This window comes from Nocardia sp. NPDC051052, from assembly GCF_044456045.1.
Lineage (GTDB): Bacteria > Actinomycetota > Actinomycetes > Mycobacteriales > Mycobacteriaceae > Nocardia.
On sequence record NZ_JBITFL010000001.1, the window covers coordinates 1,018,876 to 1,036,837 of the forward strand.

17 protein-coding genes are annotated in these 17,962 nt (G+C 67.3%); 13 read left to right on the plus strand and 4 right to left on the minus strand.

The genetic code is table 11. The features are described 5' to 3' along the window. Positions 1-17: 17 nt before the first annotated feature. Together ACIBCN_RS04555 and ACIBCN_RS04560 are read right to left on the minus strand one after the other, a co-directional pair. On the minus strand, positions 18-386 hold the full coding sequence (locus tag ACIBCN_RS04555) for a hypothetical protein (protein ID WP_396990053.1): 369 nt from the start codon (positions 384-386) through the stop codon (positions 18-20). 138 nt (positions 387-524) lie between these two features. Further along, complete coding sequence (locus tag ACIBCN_RS04560) at positions 525-1,115, minus strand: hypothetical protein (RefSeq protein ID WP_396990054.1); 591 nt, start codon at positions 1,113-1,115, stop codon at positions 525-527. A 56-nt stretch (positions 1,116-1,171) separates the two neighbouring features. On the opposite strand from ACIBCN_RS04560, the gene ACIBCN_RS04565 reads away from it, so the two are divergent. The 10 genes from ACIBCN_RS04565 to ACIBCN_RS04610 all read left to right on the plus strand — a co-directional run bounded on the left by ACIBCN_RS04565 (position 1,172) and on the right by ACIBCN_RS04610 (position 9,913). Beyond that, entirely contained in the window at positions 1,172-1,672 is a 501-nt protein-coding gene (locus tag ACIBCN_RS04565; protein WP_396990055.1) for a MarR family winged helix-turn-helix transcriptional regulator, read from the plus strand. Positions 1,673-1,705: 33 nt separating this feature from the next. Next, positions 1,706-2,473 (plus strand): alpha/beta hydrolase, encoded by a 768-nt coding sequence (locus ACIBCN_RS04570; protein WP_396990056.1) that lies wholly within the window; start codon positions 1,706-1,708, stop codon positions 2,471-2,473. 25 nt (positions 2,474-2,498) lie between these two features. After that, positions 2,499-3,017, plus strand: a complete 519-nt coding sequence (locus tag ACIBCN_RS04575) for a hypothetical protein (protein ID WP_396990057.1) — start codon at positions 2,499-2,501, stop codon at positions 3,015-3,017. Positions 3,018-3,061: 44 nt separating this feature from the next. After that, a complete protein-coding gene (locus ACIBCN_RS04580) occupies positions 3,062-4,084 on the plus strand; it encodes a hypothetical protein (RefSeq protein WP_396990058.1) in 1,023 nt (340 codons plus the stop codon). A gap of 491 nt (positions 4,085-4,575) precedes the next feature. Continuing rightward, positions 4,576-7,272: a nitrate- and nitrite sensing domain-containing protein gene (locus ACIBCN_RS04585; RefSeq protein ID WP_396990059.1), complete on the plus strand. Its 2,697-nt coding sequence runs from the start codon at positions 4,576-4,578 to the stop codon at positions 7,270-7,272. Between the two features lie 41 nt (positions 7,273-7,313). Then, the gene (locus tag ACIBCN_RS04590; RefSeq protein WP_150407654.1) at positions 7,314-7,697 is read left to right on the plus strand and encodes a roadblock/LC7 domain-containing protein; all 384 of its coding nucleotides are present in this window, start codon (positions 7,314-7,316) and stop codon (positions 7,695-7,697) included. A 44-nt stretch (positions 7,698-7,741) separates the two neighbouring features. After that, a complete protein-coding gene (locus ACIBCN_RS04595) occupies positions 7,742-8,140 on the plus strand; it encodes a DUF742 domain-containing protein (RefSeq protein WP_223885747.1) in 399 nt (132 codons plus the stop codon). Between the two features lie 46 nt (positions 8,141-8,186). After that, positions 8,187-8,729, plus strand: a complete 543-nt coding sequence (locus ACIBCN_RS04600) for a GTP-binding protein (RefSeq protein WP_396990193.1) — start codon at positions 8,187-8,189, stop codon at positions 8,727-8,729. 93 nt (positions 8,730-8,822) lie between these two features. Then, positions 8,823-9,359 carry a sugar O-acetyltransferase gene (locus tag ACIBCN_RS04605; RefSeq protein WP_396990195.1) on the plus strand — a complete coding sequence of 179 codons (537 nt, stop codon included), beginning with the start codon at positions 8,823-8,825 and terminating at the stop codon, positions 9,357-9,359. Positions 9,360-9,493: 134 nt separating this feature from the next. After that, positions 9,494-9,913: a VOC family protein gene (locus ACIBCN_RS04610; RefSeq protein ID WP_396990060.1), complete on the plus strand. Its 420-nt coding sequence runs from the start codon at positions 9,494-9,496 to the stop codon at positions 9,911-9,913. Positions 9,914-9,953: 40 nt separating this feature from the next. On the opposite strand, the gene ACIBCN_RS04615 is transcribed toward ACIBCN_RS04610, so the two are convergent. Then, positions 9,954-10,442, minus strand: coding sequence for a nitroreductase/quinone reductase family protein (locus tag ACIBCN_RS04615; RefSeq protein WP_396990061.1), 489 nt, complete (start codon positions 10,440-10,442; stop codon positions 9,954-9,956). An 80-nt stretch (positions 10,443-10,522) separates the two neighbouring features. On the opposite strand from ACIBCN_RS04615, the gene ppc reads away from it, so the two are divergent. Beyond that, positions 10,523-13,294 carry a phosphoenolpyruvate carboxylase gene (gene ppc, locus ACIBCN_RS04620; protein WP_396990062.1) on the plus strand — a complete coding sequence of 924 codons (2,772 nt, stop codon included), beginning with the start codon at positions 10,523-10,525 and terminating at the stop codon, positions 13,292-13,294. 8 nt (positions 13,295-13,302) lie between these two features. Here ppc and ACIBCN_RS04625 read toward each other — a convergent pair whose 3' ends face one another. Then, the gene (locus tag ACIBCN_RS04625; protein ID WP_396990063.1) at positions 13,303-14,202 is read right to left on the minus strand and encodes a LysR family transcriptional regulator; all 900 of its coding nucleotides are present in this window, start codon (positions 14,200-14,202) and stop codon (positions 13,303-13,305) included. 71 nt (positions 14,203-14,273) lie between these two features. Between ACIBCN_RS04625 and ACIBCN_RS04630 the strand changes: the two genes are divergently transcribed. Continuing rightward, positions 14,274-16,055 (plus strand): gamma-glutamyltransferase family protein, encoded by a 1,782-nt coding sequence (locus ACIBCN_RS04630; RefSeq protein WP_396990064.1) that lies wholly within the window; start codon positions 14,274-14,276, stop codon positions 16,053-16,055. A 162-nt stretch (positions 16,056-16,217) separates the two neighbouring features. Next, a complete protein-coding gene (locus tag ACIBCN_RS04635; protein ID WP_396990065.1) occupies positions 16,218-17,849 on the plus strand; it encodes an ABC transporter substrate-binding protein in 1,632 nt (543 codons plus the stop codon). Positions 17,850-17,962 lie beyond the last annotated feature (113 nt).

Sequence of the window (17,962 nt, forward strand, 5' to 3'; positions counted from 1 at the left end):
GACTCGGGTAACGACGGCTAGCTGGTGCGGCAGGCCTGGTCGAGGGCGGACATGGCGTTCTGCAGTTCCTGGTCGTTGAGCACGGCGCCGAGCTGGTCGTCGGGGGCCGTCGCCGCCTTGTTCATGAACGGCACGGCGCTCGCGATCGCGGTCTTCACCTGGCCCTCGTCCGCGTTGGCCGCGACGGCGTCCAACTTGCCCGCCGCGGTGCCGAACGCCGCCTTCACTTCGGCCGCGGACCCACTGCCGTTCGCCTTGGACGCGTTGATCCCGGCGGTCAGTTCGTTGGCCGTCGCGCTGACGGACGCGCACGTGTCCGCATCGCTGACGGCGCTTGCGGGCACAGCCGCGGCGGTGAAGCCGGCGAGCGCCGCTACGAGCGTCACGGTCGCGAGAATCGTTGTCCGCATAAAAGATGTTCCCTTTCGTTGGTTGACAATCCCCGCCTTGTATACCCGTTCCGGTGGCGCCCGAAGCGGCTCGATTTCCGGCGAGTCGCGGAGCGGGACGGTCGTGCACATCGGTCAGGCAGGTTCGGTCAGCACTCGGTGACCGGCCACCGACGAACCGCCGACCGCACGTTTCGCGGCGCCCGCGGCAACCATCGCGGCACCGCCGACGAGGACCGGGACCGCGTACGCGGACATCGCGGCGAACCCCAGTGAAGTCCACATGGCCAGCATGAATACCGCGAGCAGTCCGGCAGCGGCCGCCGCGGTGATCCGGGCGAGCAGACCGACCACGAGTGCGGCACCGAGCCCCACTTCGAGCGTCGTCGCCGCGATGGCGGCGGGGGAGGCGAGCCCAGTGGCGAAGGCGGGCAACAATGTTCGCGTGTAATCGACGAAACCGTCGAACGATCCCCACGAAACACCTGACTCGCCGGATGCGCCGAGGAGGCCGAAACGGTCGGCCACCGAACCGAGCAGGAGCAGCCCGAGCGCGACGCGCACGATGACGCTCACCAGGTGAAAGCGGCCGAGTGTCACAACATGAACCGCGACGATCGCGACGGCCGTCGCGGTGATCCAGCCGAGCGATCCGTCGAAGAACAGCAGCCAGCCCAGTTCGGTGACCAGTGCGGCGCAGGCAAAACCCCATGCGGCAGTTCGCATATCAGAACCCTTCGAGATAGTAAGGTGCCTTACCAACACTAGAAGCGAGAGGGAAAATGGTCAAGCGCCTTACTAATCCGTTGGTAGACCGCCCGGCACCCCTGGGCAACCTGCTGTCCGCCGCGGCCCGAACCTTGGCCGCCGAGCTGGACGCGGGCATCGCCGCGGCCGGTTTCGACGACGTGCGCGCGGCGCACGCCCCGGTCTTCCAGCTCATCGAACCCGACGGCACCCGGCTGACTTCCCTCGCCGAGCGGGCCGGGATGACCAAGCAGGCGATGGGTGAACTGGTCCGCCACCTCGAGGGGCACGGCTATGTCGAGGTCGATATCGATCCGGCCGATCGCCGAGCCCGGCTGGTCCACCTGACCACCCGCGGCTGGGCCGTCGTCGACGCGGGCGTCGCGGTGGTCGAGCGTTTCGATCGGCACCTGGACGAGATCGTCGGCGCGGACGAGGTCGCCCGGCTGCGCGGCACGCTGCTGCGCATCATCGGCGGCGCGGGCTCCAGCTATGCCGCCGGTCGGCAGGGCGCGAAAGTCATGCGGGTCGAGTGACCAAAACGGTCGGGGAGGGGTAAGAACGACATCATGCGACACCCGGCCAGTCCGATACTGAACGCGTTGACCTATCTGCCGGATCGGCAGATCCTGCAGACGCCCGCCCTGCTCGGCATGTCGTATACCGACCTGTCGATCAGCACCGCCGACGGGGAAACGCTGCACGGCTGGTGGGTGCCAGCGCCGAAGTCGATTGGGCACATCCTGTTCGCGCACGGCAACGCGGGCAATATCGGCGATCGGATCGCGCTGTTCGCCCTGCTCGTCGAGGCCGGGTTCGACGTGCTCGCGTTCGACTACCGCGGATACGGGCAGAGCACCGGCCGGCCCACCGAACACGGCACCTACCTCGACGCGCGGGCGGCGCGGCGGGTGCTGCTCGAACAACCCGGTGTCGATCCGAATCATGTTCTCTACCTGGGGAAGTCGCTGGGCGGCGGGGTAATGGTGGAACTCGCCCTCGCGCATCCGCCCGCGGGACTGATGCTGATGTCGACCTTCTCCGGCCTGCGCGACGCCGCCCGATCCGTGTACCCGTTTCTGCCGGGTCCCCTGGTCCCCGACGCGTATCCGAGCGAAAAGCGGATCCGCTCCCTGCGCGCCCCCGTGCTGATCATGCACGGCGACCGGGACGAACTCCTGCCGCTGCGGCACGCCGAACGCCTCTACGCCGCCGCCCGCGAACCGAAACGCATGCAGGTTTTTCCCGGCGCCGGCCACAACGATCTGATCATCGTCGGCGCCTCGGCCTGGTTCGAGCTGGTGCGTGACTGGGCCGGTGCGATCGTCCGAGCGTGAGCCGGCGCCTGCGTAGCCTGGTGATATGACTGAAAACAGCGAGATCGCGGCCCGTTTGGCGGCGCTGTCCGACGGCGAATTGGTCGGTGTACTGCTCGTCGCCACCGCCGAACGCCCAGGCTTCGCGGTCGTGCACGCCGCGCTGCTCGGCCTCCTCGAGGCCGGTGATGTGACAACAGTCGGCGGTGTGACTCCTACCACGATGCCTACGTCGGTGCATGACGCGCCGCCGCTGCACGACGTATCCGGCCAGGTCGGAGGCACCTTGCCGGTACCCGCGGTACCGGTACCGCCGACCGGTATCCCGGCACCGACTGAGACAGGTGGGTATTCGCCGTCCGGTGTCCCTACTTGGGGGTCAGTTCGCGATAAGGTCGAGCAGCGCTTCGGCTCCGCGCAGGGGATGAGCGAACTCGATCAGCAGACCCCGGCGGGCCGCAGCGCCGACGAGCAATGGGACGCGCGCGAGCAGGCGGCGCGTGAACGCCTGGACCAGATACGGAAGTCGTTGCGCGGCAACGATACCGAGACATCGGGGCCGTAACCTGGCCAGGCGCACCGTACTACGACAGTGATGGGTGGAACACGATGACGGAGCCGCGCGAGATTGCTGAACGGCTACTCGATGCACAGGTGGAGTTCGTGCTCGCCGAGGTCACCGGCGATCGCTTCGCCGAAGTTGTCGCTCGCGATGTCGAGTCGGTGCTCGGTGTCGCGGACACCCTGATCTTCCGCGACATCGTCGAGGTCGATCAGGCCAAGCAGACCGTCGCGACCATCATCGATCTGATCGGCGGCAGCCCGGTGATCGCGGATATGGTCGGCGTTTTCGCCGATTCCATCTACGACAACATCGCCGCCAACAACGACTACACCCTCGGCCAGGTGGTCGACCGCGAACCGGTGGAAGCGTTGCTGGAGAAGATCTTCGGCATGCATCAGGCCCAGGAACGCATTCTGGACCGGCTCACCGAGAGCCCGCTGGTCGCCACCGTCGCGTCGAAGTTCGTCGACAAGTTGATCTCCGACTTCATGGAGGCGAATAAGCAAATCGCCGGCAAGATCCCCGGCGTCTCCTCGTTGATCTCCATGGGCCAGTCCGCGGCCAAGACCGCGAAGAAGGCGACCGAGAGCACCTTCATCGGCGACATGGCAGGCAAGGGCGCGGTTTTCGCACTCAAGCGAACCAACAACGCGATCCGCGAAATGCTGCGTGACGCACCGGTGCACGACGCCGCCATGGAATTCTGGGATCTGCACGCCGACGAACCGGTCAGTGGCCTGCGCGATTATCTGTCGCAGAAGGATCTGAACGAACTGGTCTTGATCTGCTACGAAATCGCGGTCACCACCAGGGAGAAGGAATACTTCGGTCTGCTCGTCGACGAATGTGTCGAGGTGTTCTTCACGAAGTACGGCGATTATACGCTGGCGGCCATGCTGCCAGAACTCGGCTTGTCCGCCGATGACATTGCCGCCGAAATCCTGCGCTACGGCCCCGCGGTCATCGAGGGCGCCAAGCGAAACGGCGTGCTCACCAAGTTGATTCGGGAACGGCTCGAGCCGTTCTACACCTCCGAAAAGGTACTCGCGATTCTCGGCGGCGAGTAACCGCCCTCCTCGGATTGCTGGTGGGTTGCCGATCGATGGCGGCTCACCAGCGCGCACGGTGCCGCGGCGGCGGGGGAGCCGCCGCCGCTCGAGGTGCGCGCAAGGCCGCGACTCGGCTACTATCCGAGGGCATTTCGGGCCGGCGCCCGGATGCCGACTGATCGTCCGCATGTCCTACCTGACTTCGGTGGGCATTAAGTTCTGCTTCAACCTTGCACCACCTTTCTGTCTCAAACTGGACAGTGGGTAGCAACAGGTGGCAGTACTGGTTGAAAAGTATGAACAAAGTTCCCTATCTGGGGTTCTCGAGTTGACGCCGGACCGGGCATATGGGATTTTGCTCGGAGACTTTCCGTGCGCTCGTCGTGGAGCTGTCACGGCCGGCTTTTCGGAGGAGTAGCAGGTTGGTGCGTTCACGTCTACGGCAACCAAAGCCCGGGGACACACCGGATCTCACAATTGCGGTTCCCGCTGGGAAGCCGAGCGGTCGAATGACGGCCGTCATCCGGCCGAGAACCATCGGCGGTCAGCTGACCCGAATTCTGGCGCTCGCACTGATTTTGGTGCTCGCGTTGCTGGGAGTGACTGTCTATCGCGAACTCTCGGACTACCGAGAGTCCAACGACACGGTGAAGGCCGTGTCGCTGGCACTGAGCGTGCAGGACCTCACCAACCAGATCCAGCGTGAACTCGGTCTGAGCAACGGCCTGCTCGGCGGCGACAACCGCCTGCAGCAGCCACTGCTCGACCAGCGCGGCAAGGTCGACAGCGCGCTCGGCACCATCACCAGCGCCGCAGCCGGGAACGCCCCCGGCGCCGATCAGGTGCGCGCGGCGCTCGGCCAGCTGAATCTGCTGGCCAACACCCGCACGCAGATTGACACGCGCCGCGTCAGCAGGCAGGTCGTCTTCCAGTTCTACACCGACGGCGTCACCGCGCTGAACCGTCTCGCGCTCGGCCTCGACCAGGCGCGCGACCCGCAGATCCAGCGCGGGCTGCAGGCGTTGTACGCGCTGGGTGGGGCCAAGGAGGAGGTCGACAAGGAGCGAGGCTTCCTCAACGGCGTCTTCACCGCGGGCCGCTTCAACGGCGGCGAGTACGTGCAGTTCATGGAGATCCGCTCCACCAAGCTCGCGGGCTTCACCGCGTTCTCCCGCTACGCAACCAAGGCCCAGCAGGCCAAGCTGGACGCCGCGATGTTGAGCGAGAACGCCACCAAGGCAGACCAATCGGAGACCATCGCGATCGCGTCGAGCGACGGGCCGCTGGTCCGTGAGGTCGACCCGATGACGTGGTGGACCCAGATGTCCAGCGTCCTCGACGAACAGCGCACCGTGCAGCAGGCCGTCGGCGACGACGTGCAGGCCCGCGCGGATAGCCTGCGCGCCGCCGCGTTGACCAAGTTGATCTTCTTCCTCGTCGCCTCGGGGATCGCCATCGCCGCGATGATCGTGCTGGTGATCACCTCGGTGCGCGCCATCGTGCGTCCACTCGCCGCGCTGGCCGGCGAGGCCGACGACGTGGCGACGCGCCGCCTGCCCCAGGTCATCGAGGCCTGGTCGCGTGCGGACGACAGTCGACCCGAGGCGCCGATGCCAGTGCTCACACCTGCGGGTGCCAGTACCGAAATCGCCGCCATGGCAAGCGCGCTGGACCGCGTGCAGACCACCGCCTTCGAGCTCGCCTCGCAGCAGGCGCTGGTGCGCCGCAACACCACGGAGTCGATGGCCAACCTGGCCAGGCGCAACCAGAACCTTGTCCGCCGCCAGCTCGGCCTGATCAGCGAGTTCGAGCGCGAGGAACTCGATCCCAAGGGTCTGTCCAACCTGTTCGAGCTCGACCACCTGGCCACCCGCATGCGGCGCAACGCCGAAAGCCTGCTGGTGCTCGTCGGTGAGGCGAGCCCGCGGCGCTGGGCCCAGCCGATCGCGCTCAGCGACGTCATCCGCGCGGGTCTGTCCGAGGTCGACGACTACCGCCGGGTCGTGCTGCGCCGGGTGGATGACGTGATGGTCACCGGCGCGGTGGTCAGCGAGCTCGCGCACATGCTCGCCGAGCTCATCGAGAACGGACTCGCCTTCTCCCCACCGGATCTGGAGGTCGAGATCTACGGCCGCCGGGTGCCGCACGGGTATCTGCTCGCCGTCGTCGACCACGGTGTCGGCATGCCGATGGACCAGTTGGTCCAGTCGAACGCCAGGCTGCGCGGCGAACAGGACTTCATCGTCGCGCCCACCCGCTACCTCGGCCACTACGTGGTCGGCCGGCTGGCCGAACGGCTCGGCATCGACGTCGAGCTCAACGTCTCGCCGGTCAGCGGCATCGTCGCGCGGATGTCGTTGCCCTTGGAAATCATTGTCCAGGAACAGGATCGGCGGCCCGCCGCCGTGCAGGCCAAGATCTCCGGCACCGGGCTGGAGCGGTCGTGGGGCGCGGATTCGGAGACGAACAGCGTGCCCGAACTGGAGTCGGGCCCGAATACCAACGGCGCCATGACTTCTCCGGCCGTGATTCGCGGCAACGCGCCCGAGCCGATCCCGCCGAGTCCGCGCGGTCCCGCCCATGCGGCGCCGGCGATCTCGTCGCACGAACTGAACGGTGCGGAGCGCCGGGCCGAGGGGCCGTGGACCGCTGCGCAGCGGGCGGTACCGCGCAACGACGAGTACACGGGTCCGCAGCATGCCGCGCCGAGCGGCCCCGCGCCCTCCGCGTACTCCCAGTTCGTGTCCCCGCCAACGGTTTCCACGCCGCCGCCGGTATCCCCGCCGCCGGACCCCGCGGATCGATTGCTGACCGACACCGGAACGTGGCGGTTGCCCGATTCGCCGGAAGGCCCGCACGGAGTCACCGAAAGCCACTACGGTGTCAATGGATCGGCGCCCGGGGCACCAGCACCGCGCACCACGCGTAACGGACTTGTCAAGCGCAACAAGAAGTCTCGCTCCGCGGGCACGGCGCCCAATACCGATCCGCGGCGGCAGACCAACGGCACGGCGGAGCGACCGGATCGGGCACCGATTCCGGAACGTTCGCCGGAGGAAACCCGTAGCATGCTTTCGTCGTTCCGGGCCGGACACGATCGCGGCGCCCCGCCGCCGCCGTCGACTAACCGTCCCTACGTCGGGGCCCGCGACCACGACGCCCGCGCCGACGACCAGGCTCAGACCATCGCAGAGGAGAACCGGTGACCACTCACTTGCCGAGCGCCGACCCGCACACGTTCAACTGGATGCTCGCCAACTTCGTCCGGGAAACCGACGGTGTCCGCGACACCGTCGCGGTGTCCTCGGACGGGTTGCTCATCGCGATGTCGGACGGCCTGGACCGCACCTCAGCGGACCGGCTCTCGGCCATGGTGTCGGGGCTGGCCAGCCTCGCCAAGAGTGCGTCACGCAGTTACTCCTTCGACGGACTCAAACTGATCATGATCGAGATGAAGCGTGGCTTCTTGCTCGTCTCGGCCATGGGTGACGGCAGCTGCCTCGGCGTAATCGCCGACGGCAGTTGCGATGTCGGCCTTGTCGGCTACGAAATGGCCGTGCTGGCCGAACGCGCCGGGTCGCTCCTTGACCCGACGTTGATATCCGAGTTGCGAGAGACGTTGCGAAGATGAGAGATCCTGACCGGCCGAGGCTGCCGGACCCGCGGATGATCCCGATGAATCAGATGTTCGGGTGGTTCGATCCGGACCGCCCAGGCCAGCAACAACCGCCGGCCGAAGAGCTTGTCGACAGTGATGAACAGTTTGTGCGTCCCTTTGTCGTCACCGCGGGGCGCACTACGCCGTTGATGGACGGTTTGCGCATCGAAACCCTGGTGCAGGCGCCGCCCTCGGCGCTTTCCGCACCGCTGCAATTCGAACAGCGCACCGTGGTGCAGCTGTGCCAGCAGCCCCATTCCATCGCCGAAATCGGTACCGCGCTGCGCGTTCCGGTCGGTGTCGCGAAGGTCGTCGTGAGCGACCTCGTCGCCGGAGGGTACGCGACCGTGCGTGAGGCCGATCAACTGTCTACCGCTGCCATCGAGAGGATCAGGGACCTTGTACGGGCACTCTGACATGAACGCCGCGCCACCACCGACGATGCCGTCCTCGGTGAAGATCGTGATCAGCGGCGGATTCGGCGTCGGCAAAACAACATTCATCGGCGCGATCTCCGAGATCGAGCCGTTGGTCACCGAGGCCGCGATGACCGAGGTGGCGATCGGCATCGACGATCCGGGCCGGCGCGCGGAGAAGACGCAGACCACGGTCGCGCTCGACTTCGGCCGAATCACGTTGGACCGCTCGCTGATTCTGTACCTGTTCGGCACTCCGGGCCAGGACCGGTTCGTCTTCCTGTGGGACGACCTGGTCGACGGCGCGCTCGGCGCGGTGATCATGGTGGACACCAGCCGGGTCGGCGACTGCTACCCCGTGCTGGACTACTTCGAGGAGAAGCAGACGCCATTCGTGGTGGTGGTCAACCGCTTCGACAACGGGGTGCATTTCGACCTCGCCGAGGTCCGCGAGGCGCTGGAGCTCGACGACTGGATCCCGGTGCTGGAATGCGATGCGCGCGACCGTGAATCGGTCAAGGACGTCCTCGTCGCCCTGCTCGAGCAGGTCCTGTTCCACCGACTATCGGTGCAGGGCCTGCCTGCCTGACGATCTCCATCGAACGGGACGTGACCACGGCGGCGGCCGGGTCACGTCCCGTTCGGCGTCTAGGGTGGCGGGGTGGGTGAGATGAAGGAGCGGATGCTCCGCGGGGAGCTGTACCGGGACAATGATGTGGAGTTGGTGGCAGAGCGGCGGCGGGCGCAAGAGCTCTGTGATCAGTTCAATCGAAGTGGGCCTGAGGAAACCGAGCGTCGGGACGCGGTCTTGCGGGCGTTGCTGGGGAAGCTGGGGGATGGGTCGTGGGTCATGCCCCGATTCCAGTGCGACTACGGGTATCTCATCGAAATCGGCACGAACAGCTTCCTCAATTACGATGCGATCCTGCTGGATTGCGCGCCGATCAGCATCGGCGACGACGTGTCCATCGGGCCACGATGCCAGCTGCTGACGGCGCTGCATCCGATGGCAGACCACGAGCTGCGCAGGCAGCGCTGGGAGACGGCCGCGCCGATCCGGATCGGCGACAACGTGTGGTTTGGGGGTGGGGTGATCGTGTGTCCAGGGGTCACCGTCGGGGACAACTCCGTGGTCGGAGCGGGGAGTGTGGTTACCAGGGACCTGCCGCCGCGGGTGTTCGCTGCCGGTAATCCCGCCAAGGTGATTCGCCAGTTGTAGCCGCCGAAATGCCACTGTCGAGGTTCGGCCCGACGATACTGCTCAGTTGTGACGACGGACATCGCGCGCGCCGATGAATTCGGCTCGGCTCCGCCGTCAGTAGTGGTGTCCCGTCTTACTGAAGGAGCATAACCATGAGCAACGGCAAAGACCTCGCCCTCAGCCACGTCGCCATGCTGGTCGGCGACCAGGACAGGGCGCTCGAGTTCTATCGCGACGTGCTCGGCCTCGAGGTCCGCCAGGACATGCCGTTCCCGGGCGGCCGCTGGCTGACCGTGGGACCGGCCGGCCAGCCCGGCATCGAATTCATCCTCGAGGTCCCGGAGATGAACCCCACCGCGGAGGCGCGCGAGGCGGCACAGGCGCGGCTGAAGAACGGCGCGGCAGGCACGCTGATCTTCACCACCGAATCGGCCGACGACACCTTCGCCCGGCTGCGTGACGCGGGTGCCGAGGTCAGCCAGGAGCCGATCTCGCAGCCGTATGGCATGCGCGACTGCGCCTTCCGCGACCCGTGGGGCAACCACCTGCGCTTCTCCGAGGTGCTCGGCTGACCCCGCCGGAACTCGTTGACCCCCCTGGGCATCCGGGGGATCAGCTGGCGCGGGTCAACACCGCGATCGGCAACTTGCGCGAGGTGAGTGCCTGATAGGTCGCGTAGTCCGGGTACTGGGCGACCATGATGCGCCAGTACGCGGAGTATTCGGCGGGATCGGTGATCACCCTGGCGGTCACCGGCCAGCTCTCCCGGCCCACCCGCACCTCGCCGCCACCGGCGGCCACCAGATTGCCCCACCAGTTCGGCGGTTTCGGGTTACCGCCGAACGATCCGGTGACCAGCACATCGTCGCCGTCGCGGACCAGCATCAGGATCACCGGGCGCGGCTCACCCGACTTGCGGCCGGGCACGATCAGCTGGAATACCGGGCGGCCCATCCACTTTCCGAGCACGCCGCCGCTGAAGCGCTGGTACAGCGTGTTGTGCAGGCGGCCCTGCCAGCGACTGATCGTGGTCAGGTGCGTGCTGCCGAAATGCGCGAATCGGCCGCTGAACGTGAGCGAGCCTGGTTTGTTCTCGACCATGGCTTACGGTACCGCCCGCGGCGACACGGTGTGGGCGGCGTCGCATACCAACGCGGGCCGGACGGCAATACTGTCTGATCATGGGTGAATCGACGAGCGAGACGCAACACGACGCCATCCGGCCACTGCGCGACGACATCCGATTTCTCGGTGGCGTGCTCGGGGACACCATTCGCGACCACGAGGGCCCGGAGGTATTCGACCTCATCGAGCGGGTGCGCATCGAGGCGTTCCGGGTGCGGCGCGCTGAGGTCGAGCGCAGCGCGGTCGCCGAGATGCTGGACGGCGTGGAGATCGGGGTGGCGCTGCCGCTGATCCGCGCGTTCAGCTATTTCGTGCTGCTGGCCAACCTGGCCGAGGACATCCAGCGTGATCGCCGTCGTCACGCGCACGAGGCGGCCGGTGAGCCGCCGCAGGATTCGTCGCTGGCCGCCACCTATCGCAAGCTCGACGCGGCGGCGCTGGACGGCGCCGAGGTCGCCGACCTGCTGGCCGACGCGCTGGTATCGCCGGTGATCACCGCCCATCCCACCGAGACCCGCCGCCGCACGGTCTTCGACGGCCAGACCCGGATCACCGAGCTGATGCGGCTGCGCCAGCGCTTCACCGACACCGAGCGCGAACGCGTCGACTTCGAGCAGCAGATCCGCCGCCAGGTGCTGAGCCTGTGGCGCACCGCGCTGATCCGGTTGCAGCGCTTGCGGATCCAGGACGAGATCTCGGTGGGCCTGCGCTACTACGACATCACCCTGTTCGACGTGATCCCGGCGATCAACGCCGAGGTACGGGCCGCGCTGCGCTCCCGGTGGCCGGGCGCGGAACTGTTGCCGCGGCCGATCCTGCGGCCCGGCTCGTGGATCGGCGGCGACCGCGACGGAAACCCTTACGTGACAGCGGATGTCGTGCGCCAGGCCGGACATCAGGCGGCGACGGTCGCCTTCTCGCGGTACCTGCGTGAGCTGGTGGAGCTGGAAAAGGTGCTTGCGCTGTCGGCGCGCCTGGTCACCGTGACGCCCGAGGTCGCCGCCCTCGCCGCGGCCGGATACCCCGATCCCGCGACTCACGCCGACGAACCGTATCGCCGTGCGCTGCACACCATCCGGGGCCGACTGACGGCGACCGCGCGGCGCGCGCTGGGTGCGGTCCCGCCGAACGGTCTCGAGGCCGGCGCCGAGCCGTACCCGACCCCGCAGGCGGTGCTCGACGATCTGGACGCGGTGGACGCCTCGCTGCGCGGCAGCGGCGACGACCTGCTCGCCGACGATCGCCTCGCCGCACTGCGCCACGCGATCGAGACCTTCGGCTTCCACCTGCAGGGCCTGGACATGCGGCAGAACTCGGAGGTGCACGAACAGGTCGTCGCCGAGCTACTGGCCTGGGCCGGTGTGCATTCGGACTACGCGAGCCTGCCCGAACAGCAGCGCGTCGACCTGCTCGCCGGGGAACTGCGCACGCGACGTCCGTTGCTCGGCCCACACGCCCGGCTGAGCGAGCTGGCCCGCAAAGAGGTCGACATCGTCTGTGCCGCACGCGATGTGGTGGACACCTTCGGCATCGAGGCGGTGCCCAACTACATCATCAGCATGTGCACCTCGGTCAGCGACATGCTGGAGGCGGCGCTGCTGCTCAAGGAGGGCGGCTTGCTCGATCCCGGCGAGCCGGACGGGCCGCCGCACTGCTCGGTGGGCATTGTCCCGCTGTTCGAGACGATCGAGGACCTCGGCGCGGGCGCGGCCACACTGGCTGCCGCACTGGATGTTCCGGTGTATCGCGACCTGGTCGCGGCGCGCGGCATGCGGCAGGAGGTGATGCTCGGGTACTCCGATTCCAACAAGGACGGCGGGTACCTGGCCGCGAACTGGGCGCTCTACCGCGCCGAACTCGATCTCGTCGAGGTGGCGCGCAAAGCCGGAATTCGGTTGCGGCTCTTCCATGGTCGCGGTGGCACCGTCGGTCGCGGCGGCGGTCGCAGCTACGACGCCATCCTCGCCCAGCCCGCCGGTGCGGTGCGCGGCTCGCTGCGGCTGACCGAGCAGGGCGAGGTGATCGCCGCCAAGTACGCGGAACCCGGTGCGGCCCACCGCAATCTGGAGTCGCTCATCGCGGGCACGCTGGAATCCACGCTGCTCGACGTTGAGGGTCTCGGGGCGGACGCGGAGCCGTCCTACGAGCTGATGGACGAACTGGCCGAGCGGGCCCGCGCGGCGTATGCCCGGCTGGTGCACGAAACGCCGGGATTCGTCGAGTATTTCCGCCAGTCCACCCCGGTGGCCGAGGTCGGCGACCTGAACATCGGCAGCAGGCCCGCCTCGCGCAAGCCGACGAACTCGGTGTCGGACCTGCGCGCCATCCCGTGGGTGATGTCCTGGAGCCAGGCCAGGGTGATGCTGCCCGGCTGGTACGGCACCGGCACCGCGCTGGAGGAGTGGATCGGCGGCGATCCCGAACGCCTTGCGACACTGACCGATCTGTACCGGCGCTGGCCGTTCCTGCGCACCGTGCTGTCGAACCTGGCGCAGGTGATGGCCAAGAGCGACCTCGACATCGCCGCCCGCTACGCCGAGCTGGTCGAGGATGTGGCGTTGCGGGAGCAGATCTTCGGGATGATCCGCGACGAGCACGCCAGGACCATCCGGATGCACGCCGCGATCACCGGCAACGATCACCTGCTGGCCGACAACCCGTCCCTGGCCGAGTCGATCCACAACCGCTTCCCGTACCTGGAGCCGCTGAACCAGATGCAGGTGGCGCTGTTGCGCAGGCTGCGCGCGGGCGACGACTCGGAGCTCGTCAAGCGCGGCATCCTGCTCACGATGAACGGTCTGGCCACCGCGCTGCGCAACTCGGGCTAAAGCGCGCGTCAGGCCGCCGAGCGGGCCCGTGTGGCCTGGGCGAGGGTGGTGTCGACGAACGCCTGCGCGGCGGCGGTCAGCGGACCGCCGCGGTGCACCAGCCACTGCGGCAGCTTCTCCGGCGGATCGAACCGATAGACCTCGGCCCCGGCGCGCACGGCCAGGTCGTACCAGCCGTCCGGCATCAGGCCCGAACCGATGCCGCGCAGCACCATCGGCAGCACCACGCTGCGATCGCCGACCTCGGCGGCGATGTGCAGATCGCCGACGGTGGCGGCGAGCCGGTCGAAGCGGGCCCGGACGGCGGTGGCGGGCTGGGTGATGACAAAGCTCATGCCGCGCAGGTCTTCTGGCGTAACTGTGCCATCGATGCCGATCTTCGTGCCGGGCGGCGCGACGAGCAGGAACTGTTCGTCGCGCAGGTGGTGCGCCACCAAACCGCGGCCGGCGGGCCGCTCCGCGCTGCCGCAGACCCCCGCCTCGCAGCGTCCACGCAACACCATGGCGACCACCTCCGCCGCCGACAGCGCCGACCAGGTGCCGACCGTCAGGCCGGGGTGATGCTCGCGCAGTTCGGCGATGGTGCTGATCACCGGCTCCAGCGTGGAGGACGAGGTGGCCGCCACATCCACCCGGCCGACCACGCCCGCACCGACGGCCTGCGCGGCGGCCCGCAGCGCATCCAGGTCGCGCAGCACCTGGCGGGCCCGGTCGGCCATGAATTCCCCGGCATTGCTGAGCACGGCATTGCGGCCGACCCGGTGGAACAGCGCCACCCCGAGCTCGCGCTCCAGCTTGCCGATCGCGCGCGACAGCGACGGCTGGGCTACCCGCAGGGCCCGCGCGGCGTGGGTGAACCCGCCGTGCTCGACGATGGCGACAAAGTACTCCAGCTGCCTGCGTTCCATAACCATAGGCTATCGGTTTGGTGCCATAGATGTCTTGGACGTACGTACCGTTAGCGAGAGATACTCAGCAGGTGTTCACCACGCGTCCTACCTTGCAGGGCACCTTCGGGATGGTGTCGTCAACCCACTGGCTCGCCTCGGCCGCCGCGATGGCGGTGCTGGAGAACGACGGTAACGCGTTCGACGCGGCGGTCGCCGCGGGGTTCGTGTTGCACGTGGTCGAGCCACACCTGAACGGCCCGGCCGGCGAAGTGCCGATCATCCTGGCGCCCGCGGGGCTGCCCCCCCGTGTGCTGTGCGGCCAGGGTCCGGCGCCGGCCGGGGCCACCATCGCGCGCTACAACGCGCTCGGCCTGGACCTGGTGCCCGGCACCGGCCCGCTGGCCGCCGCGGTGCCCGGCGCGTTCGACGCCTGGATGGTGCTGCTGCGCGATCACGGCACCAAGCGCCTCGCCGAGGTGCTGTCGTACGCGATCGGCAATGCCGAGCGCGGCCATCCCGCGGTCGATCGGATCGGCGAGACCGTCGAGACGGTGACCGAACTGTTCGAGAACGAGTGGACCAGCTCCGCGGAGGTGTACCTGCGCGACGGAAAGGCCCCCGCCGCGGGCGCTTTGCTGCGGAATCCGACACTGGCCGCGACCTGGCGCAGGCTGATCGCCGAGGCCGAGGCCGCCAGCTCGGACCGGGACGCCCAGATCGAGGCCGCGCGCCGCATCTGGCGCGAGGGTTTCATCGCCGAGGCGCTGGTCGCCGCCGCCGCGCGCCCGACCATGGACACCTCAGGCGAGCGCCACGTCGGCACGCTGACCGGTGACGACCTCGCGAATTTCAGTGCGACATACGAGAATCCGGTCACCTACACCTGGAACGGCTGGACCGTCGCGAAGCCGGGACTGTGGAGCCAGGGCCCGGTCCTGCTGCAACAGCTCGCGCTGCTGCCGGAACGGCTGGAGTACGGCACCCCGGAGTACTACCACACGCTGATCGAGGGCTCGAAGCTCGCGATGGCCGACCGCGAGGCCTGGTACGGCGACAGCACCCAGGTCTCGCTCGCGACGCTGCTTTCCCCCTGGTACAACGCGCAGCGCAGCGCGCTGATCGGCCCGCAGGCCTCCTTCGACCTGCGGCCGGGCAGCCCGGACGGCCAGCGTCCGCGCCTCAGCGGCTACGTACAGACCAATTCCATTGACGCCGTTGACGTTCCGCTGGGTGCGGGGGAGCCGACGGTGGCCACCTCCGGCGCCACCCGCGGCGACACCTGTCAGCTCGATATCGTGGACCGCTGGGGCAATATGATCGCGGCGACACCGAGTGGTGGCTGGCTGCAGTCCAATCCGGTGGTGCCCGAACTCGGCTTCCCGCTCGGCACCCGACTACAGATGGCCTGGCTGGAGCCGGGCCTGCCCAACTCGCTCGCACCGGGCCGCCGCCCGCGCACCACGCTCAGCCCCTCGCTGGCGCTGCGTGATGGCGAGGCGGTGATGGCGTTCGGTACGCCGGGTGGCGATCAACAGGATCAATGGAGCCTGCATTTCTTCCTCGCCGTTGCCCTGCGCGAGAAAGTACGTGGCGGCCTCGATCTGCAAGGTGCCATCGACGCACCGAACTGGCATCAGGAAAGTTTCCCGGGCTCGTTCTATCCGCGGGCGATGAGCCCCGGTGCGGTGATCGTCGAATCGCGGATCGGCACCGAGGTGATCTCCGACCTGGAACGACGCGGTCATCGCGTGACGGTGGGCCCGCCGTGGTCGGAAGGCCGGTTGTGCGCGGTGGCTCGCGACCGGGAGAACGGTGTACTTTCAGCTGGAGCCAATCCCCGGGGCATGCAGGGCTACGCCGCGGGACGATAACTGAACGCTTGAATGGAGAATAGCGGTCCGGATACGCCGGACCGCTATTTGTCGTGTCATTTATGAGTTCGCGCCGATTCATCCGATGACGTGAACAAGAACATTTTACGAAAAGGAATACCCGGCGAGAAAAGTGCGAAACGTTGAAGTATCTTGTAGCGCATGCTCGCTCGCTTCACACGGATGCTGGTGCTCGGCGTGACCGCCGTCGCCATCGCCTCCTGCGCACCGGTACAGCACCCCGCTGGAACGGCAACGCACACAGATGATTACGGCACACCCGTGGGATCGCAGCCGGTACGTGAGGGCGGCGACCTGGTGATGGGCCTTTCCGCCGAACCCGACAAGCTCGACCCGACCACCTCCAGCTCGCTGTACACGCGTTACGTCATGAACTCGATCTGCGAGAAGCTCTACGACAACGACGCGTCCGGAAACCTGGTGCCGCAGTTGGCAACCGCGCTGCCCACCGTCTCCGAGGACGGGCTGACCGTCACCATTCCGGTCCGCGACGGCATCAAGTTCGCCGACGGCGCCCCGTTCGACGCCGCCGCGGTGCAGACCAGCCTGCAACGGCACTTCAGCATGAAGACCTCGCAGCGGACCAGTGAAATGGGTCCGGTCGCCGCCATCGAGACGGCGGATCCGACGCACGTTGTGATTCGCTACAAAAAGCCCTTCGCGCCGATCACCGCCGCCCTCGCCGACCGGGCCGGGATGATCATGTCCCCGGTGGAACTCGCCAAGGACGAGGGCAAGAATTTCGCCGATCACCCGGTGTGCGTCGGGCCGTTCAAGTTCGTCAAGCGGATCCCGCAGACCTCGATCATCGTCGAACGCGATCCGCTGTACTACGACGCGAAGAACGTGCACCTCGACAAGGTCACCTACCGGATCATGACGGACGCGAACATTCGCGCCTCGAACCTGCGCTCCGGTGACGTTCAGGTCGCCGACACGATCTCGCCGCAGGACGTCGACGCGTTGGTCAAGGATCCGGACCTGCACCTGCTGCAAACGGGATCGCTCGGCTACCAGGGCATCTACCTCAATGTCGGCAACGTCGACGGCGTCGGCAAGCCCGCCAAGCCGATCGACTCCCCGCTCGCGAAGGATCCGCGGGTCCGCCTCGCTTTCTCGTTGAGCATCAATCGGCAGGCGCTGGTCGATACCGTGTTCAACAACTGGTTCGAGCCCGCCTGCTCGGGGATCGTGCCGAAGAGCACCTTCGCGACACCTGCTGGAATTGCCTGCCCTGCTTATGATCCGCAGCGCTCGAAGCAATTGCTGGCCGAGGCCGGTGTGCAGCTGCCGTACCCGATCACCCTGCAAGTGAGCAACTCGCAGGACTATCTTCGGTACGCGCAGGCAATGCAGGCCAACGTCGCCGAAGGCGGATTCGATCTGAAGATCGTGCCCACCGAATACTCGACGCTGTTGGACGTGCAGAAACGCGGCACCTATGAGGCCTTGCTGCTCGGCTGGTCGGGCCGCTTGGACCCGGACGCCAATATCACCCGGTTCGTGACCACCGGCTCGGGCGGCAACTACGGCGGGTTCAGCTCGCCCAAGTTGGACGATCTGCTGGCCAAGGCCGCTCGCGTCAACGACACCGCGCAGCGTGCCGATCTGTACGGGCAGTCGACGAAGATCATCCAAGAGGAGAACCCGTACCTCTACACCTACCGGATGCGCCTGCTCACCGTGCACACCACCCGGGTAACCGGCATCGAGCTCTACGCAGACGGTGTCGTCCGGCTCGGTAAGGCCGCCTTCACGGATCCGAAGAACTGAAAAAGGCGCCGCCCGGCGCAGTAGCTGAACATCGAACAGGAATAGCGGTCCGGATTCGCCGGACCGCTATTTTTCGTATCGATTTCAGACCCGCTTCATTTCGTATGGTGGCA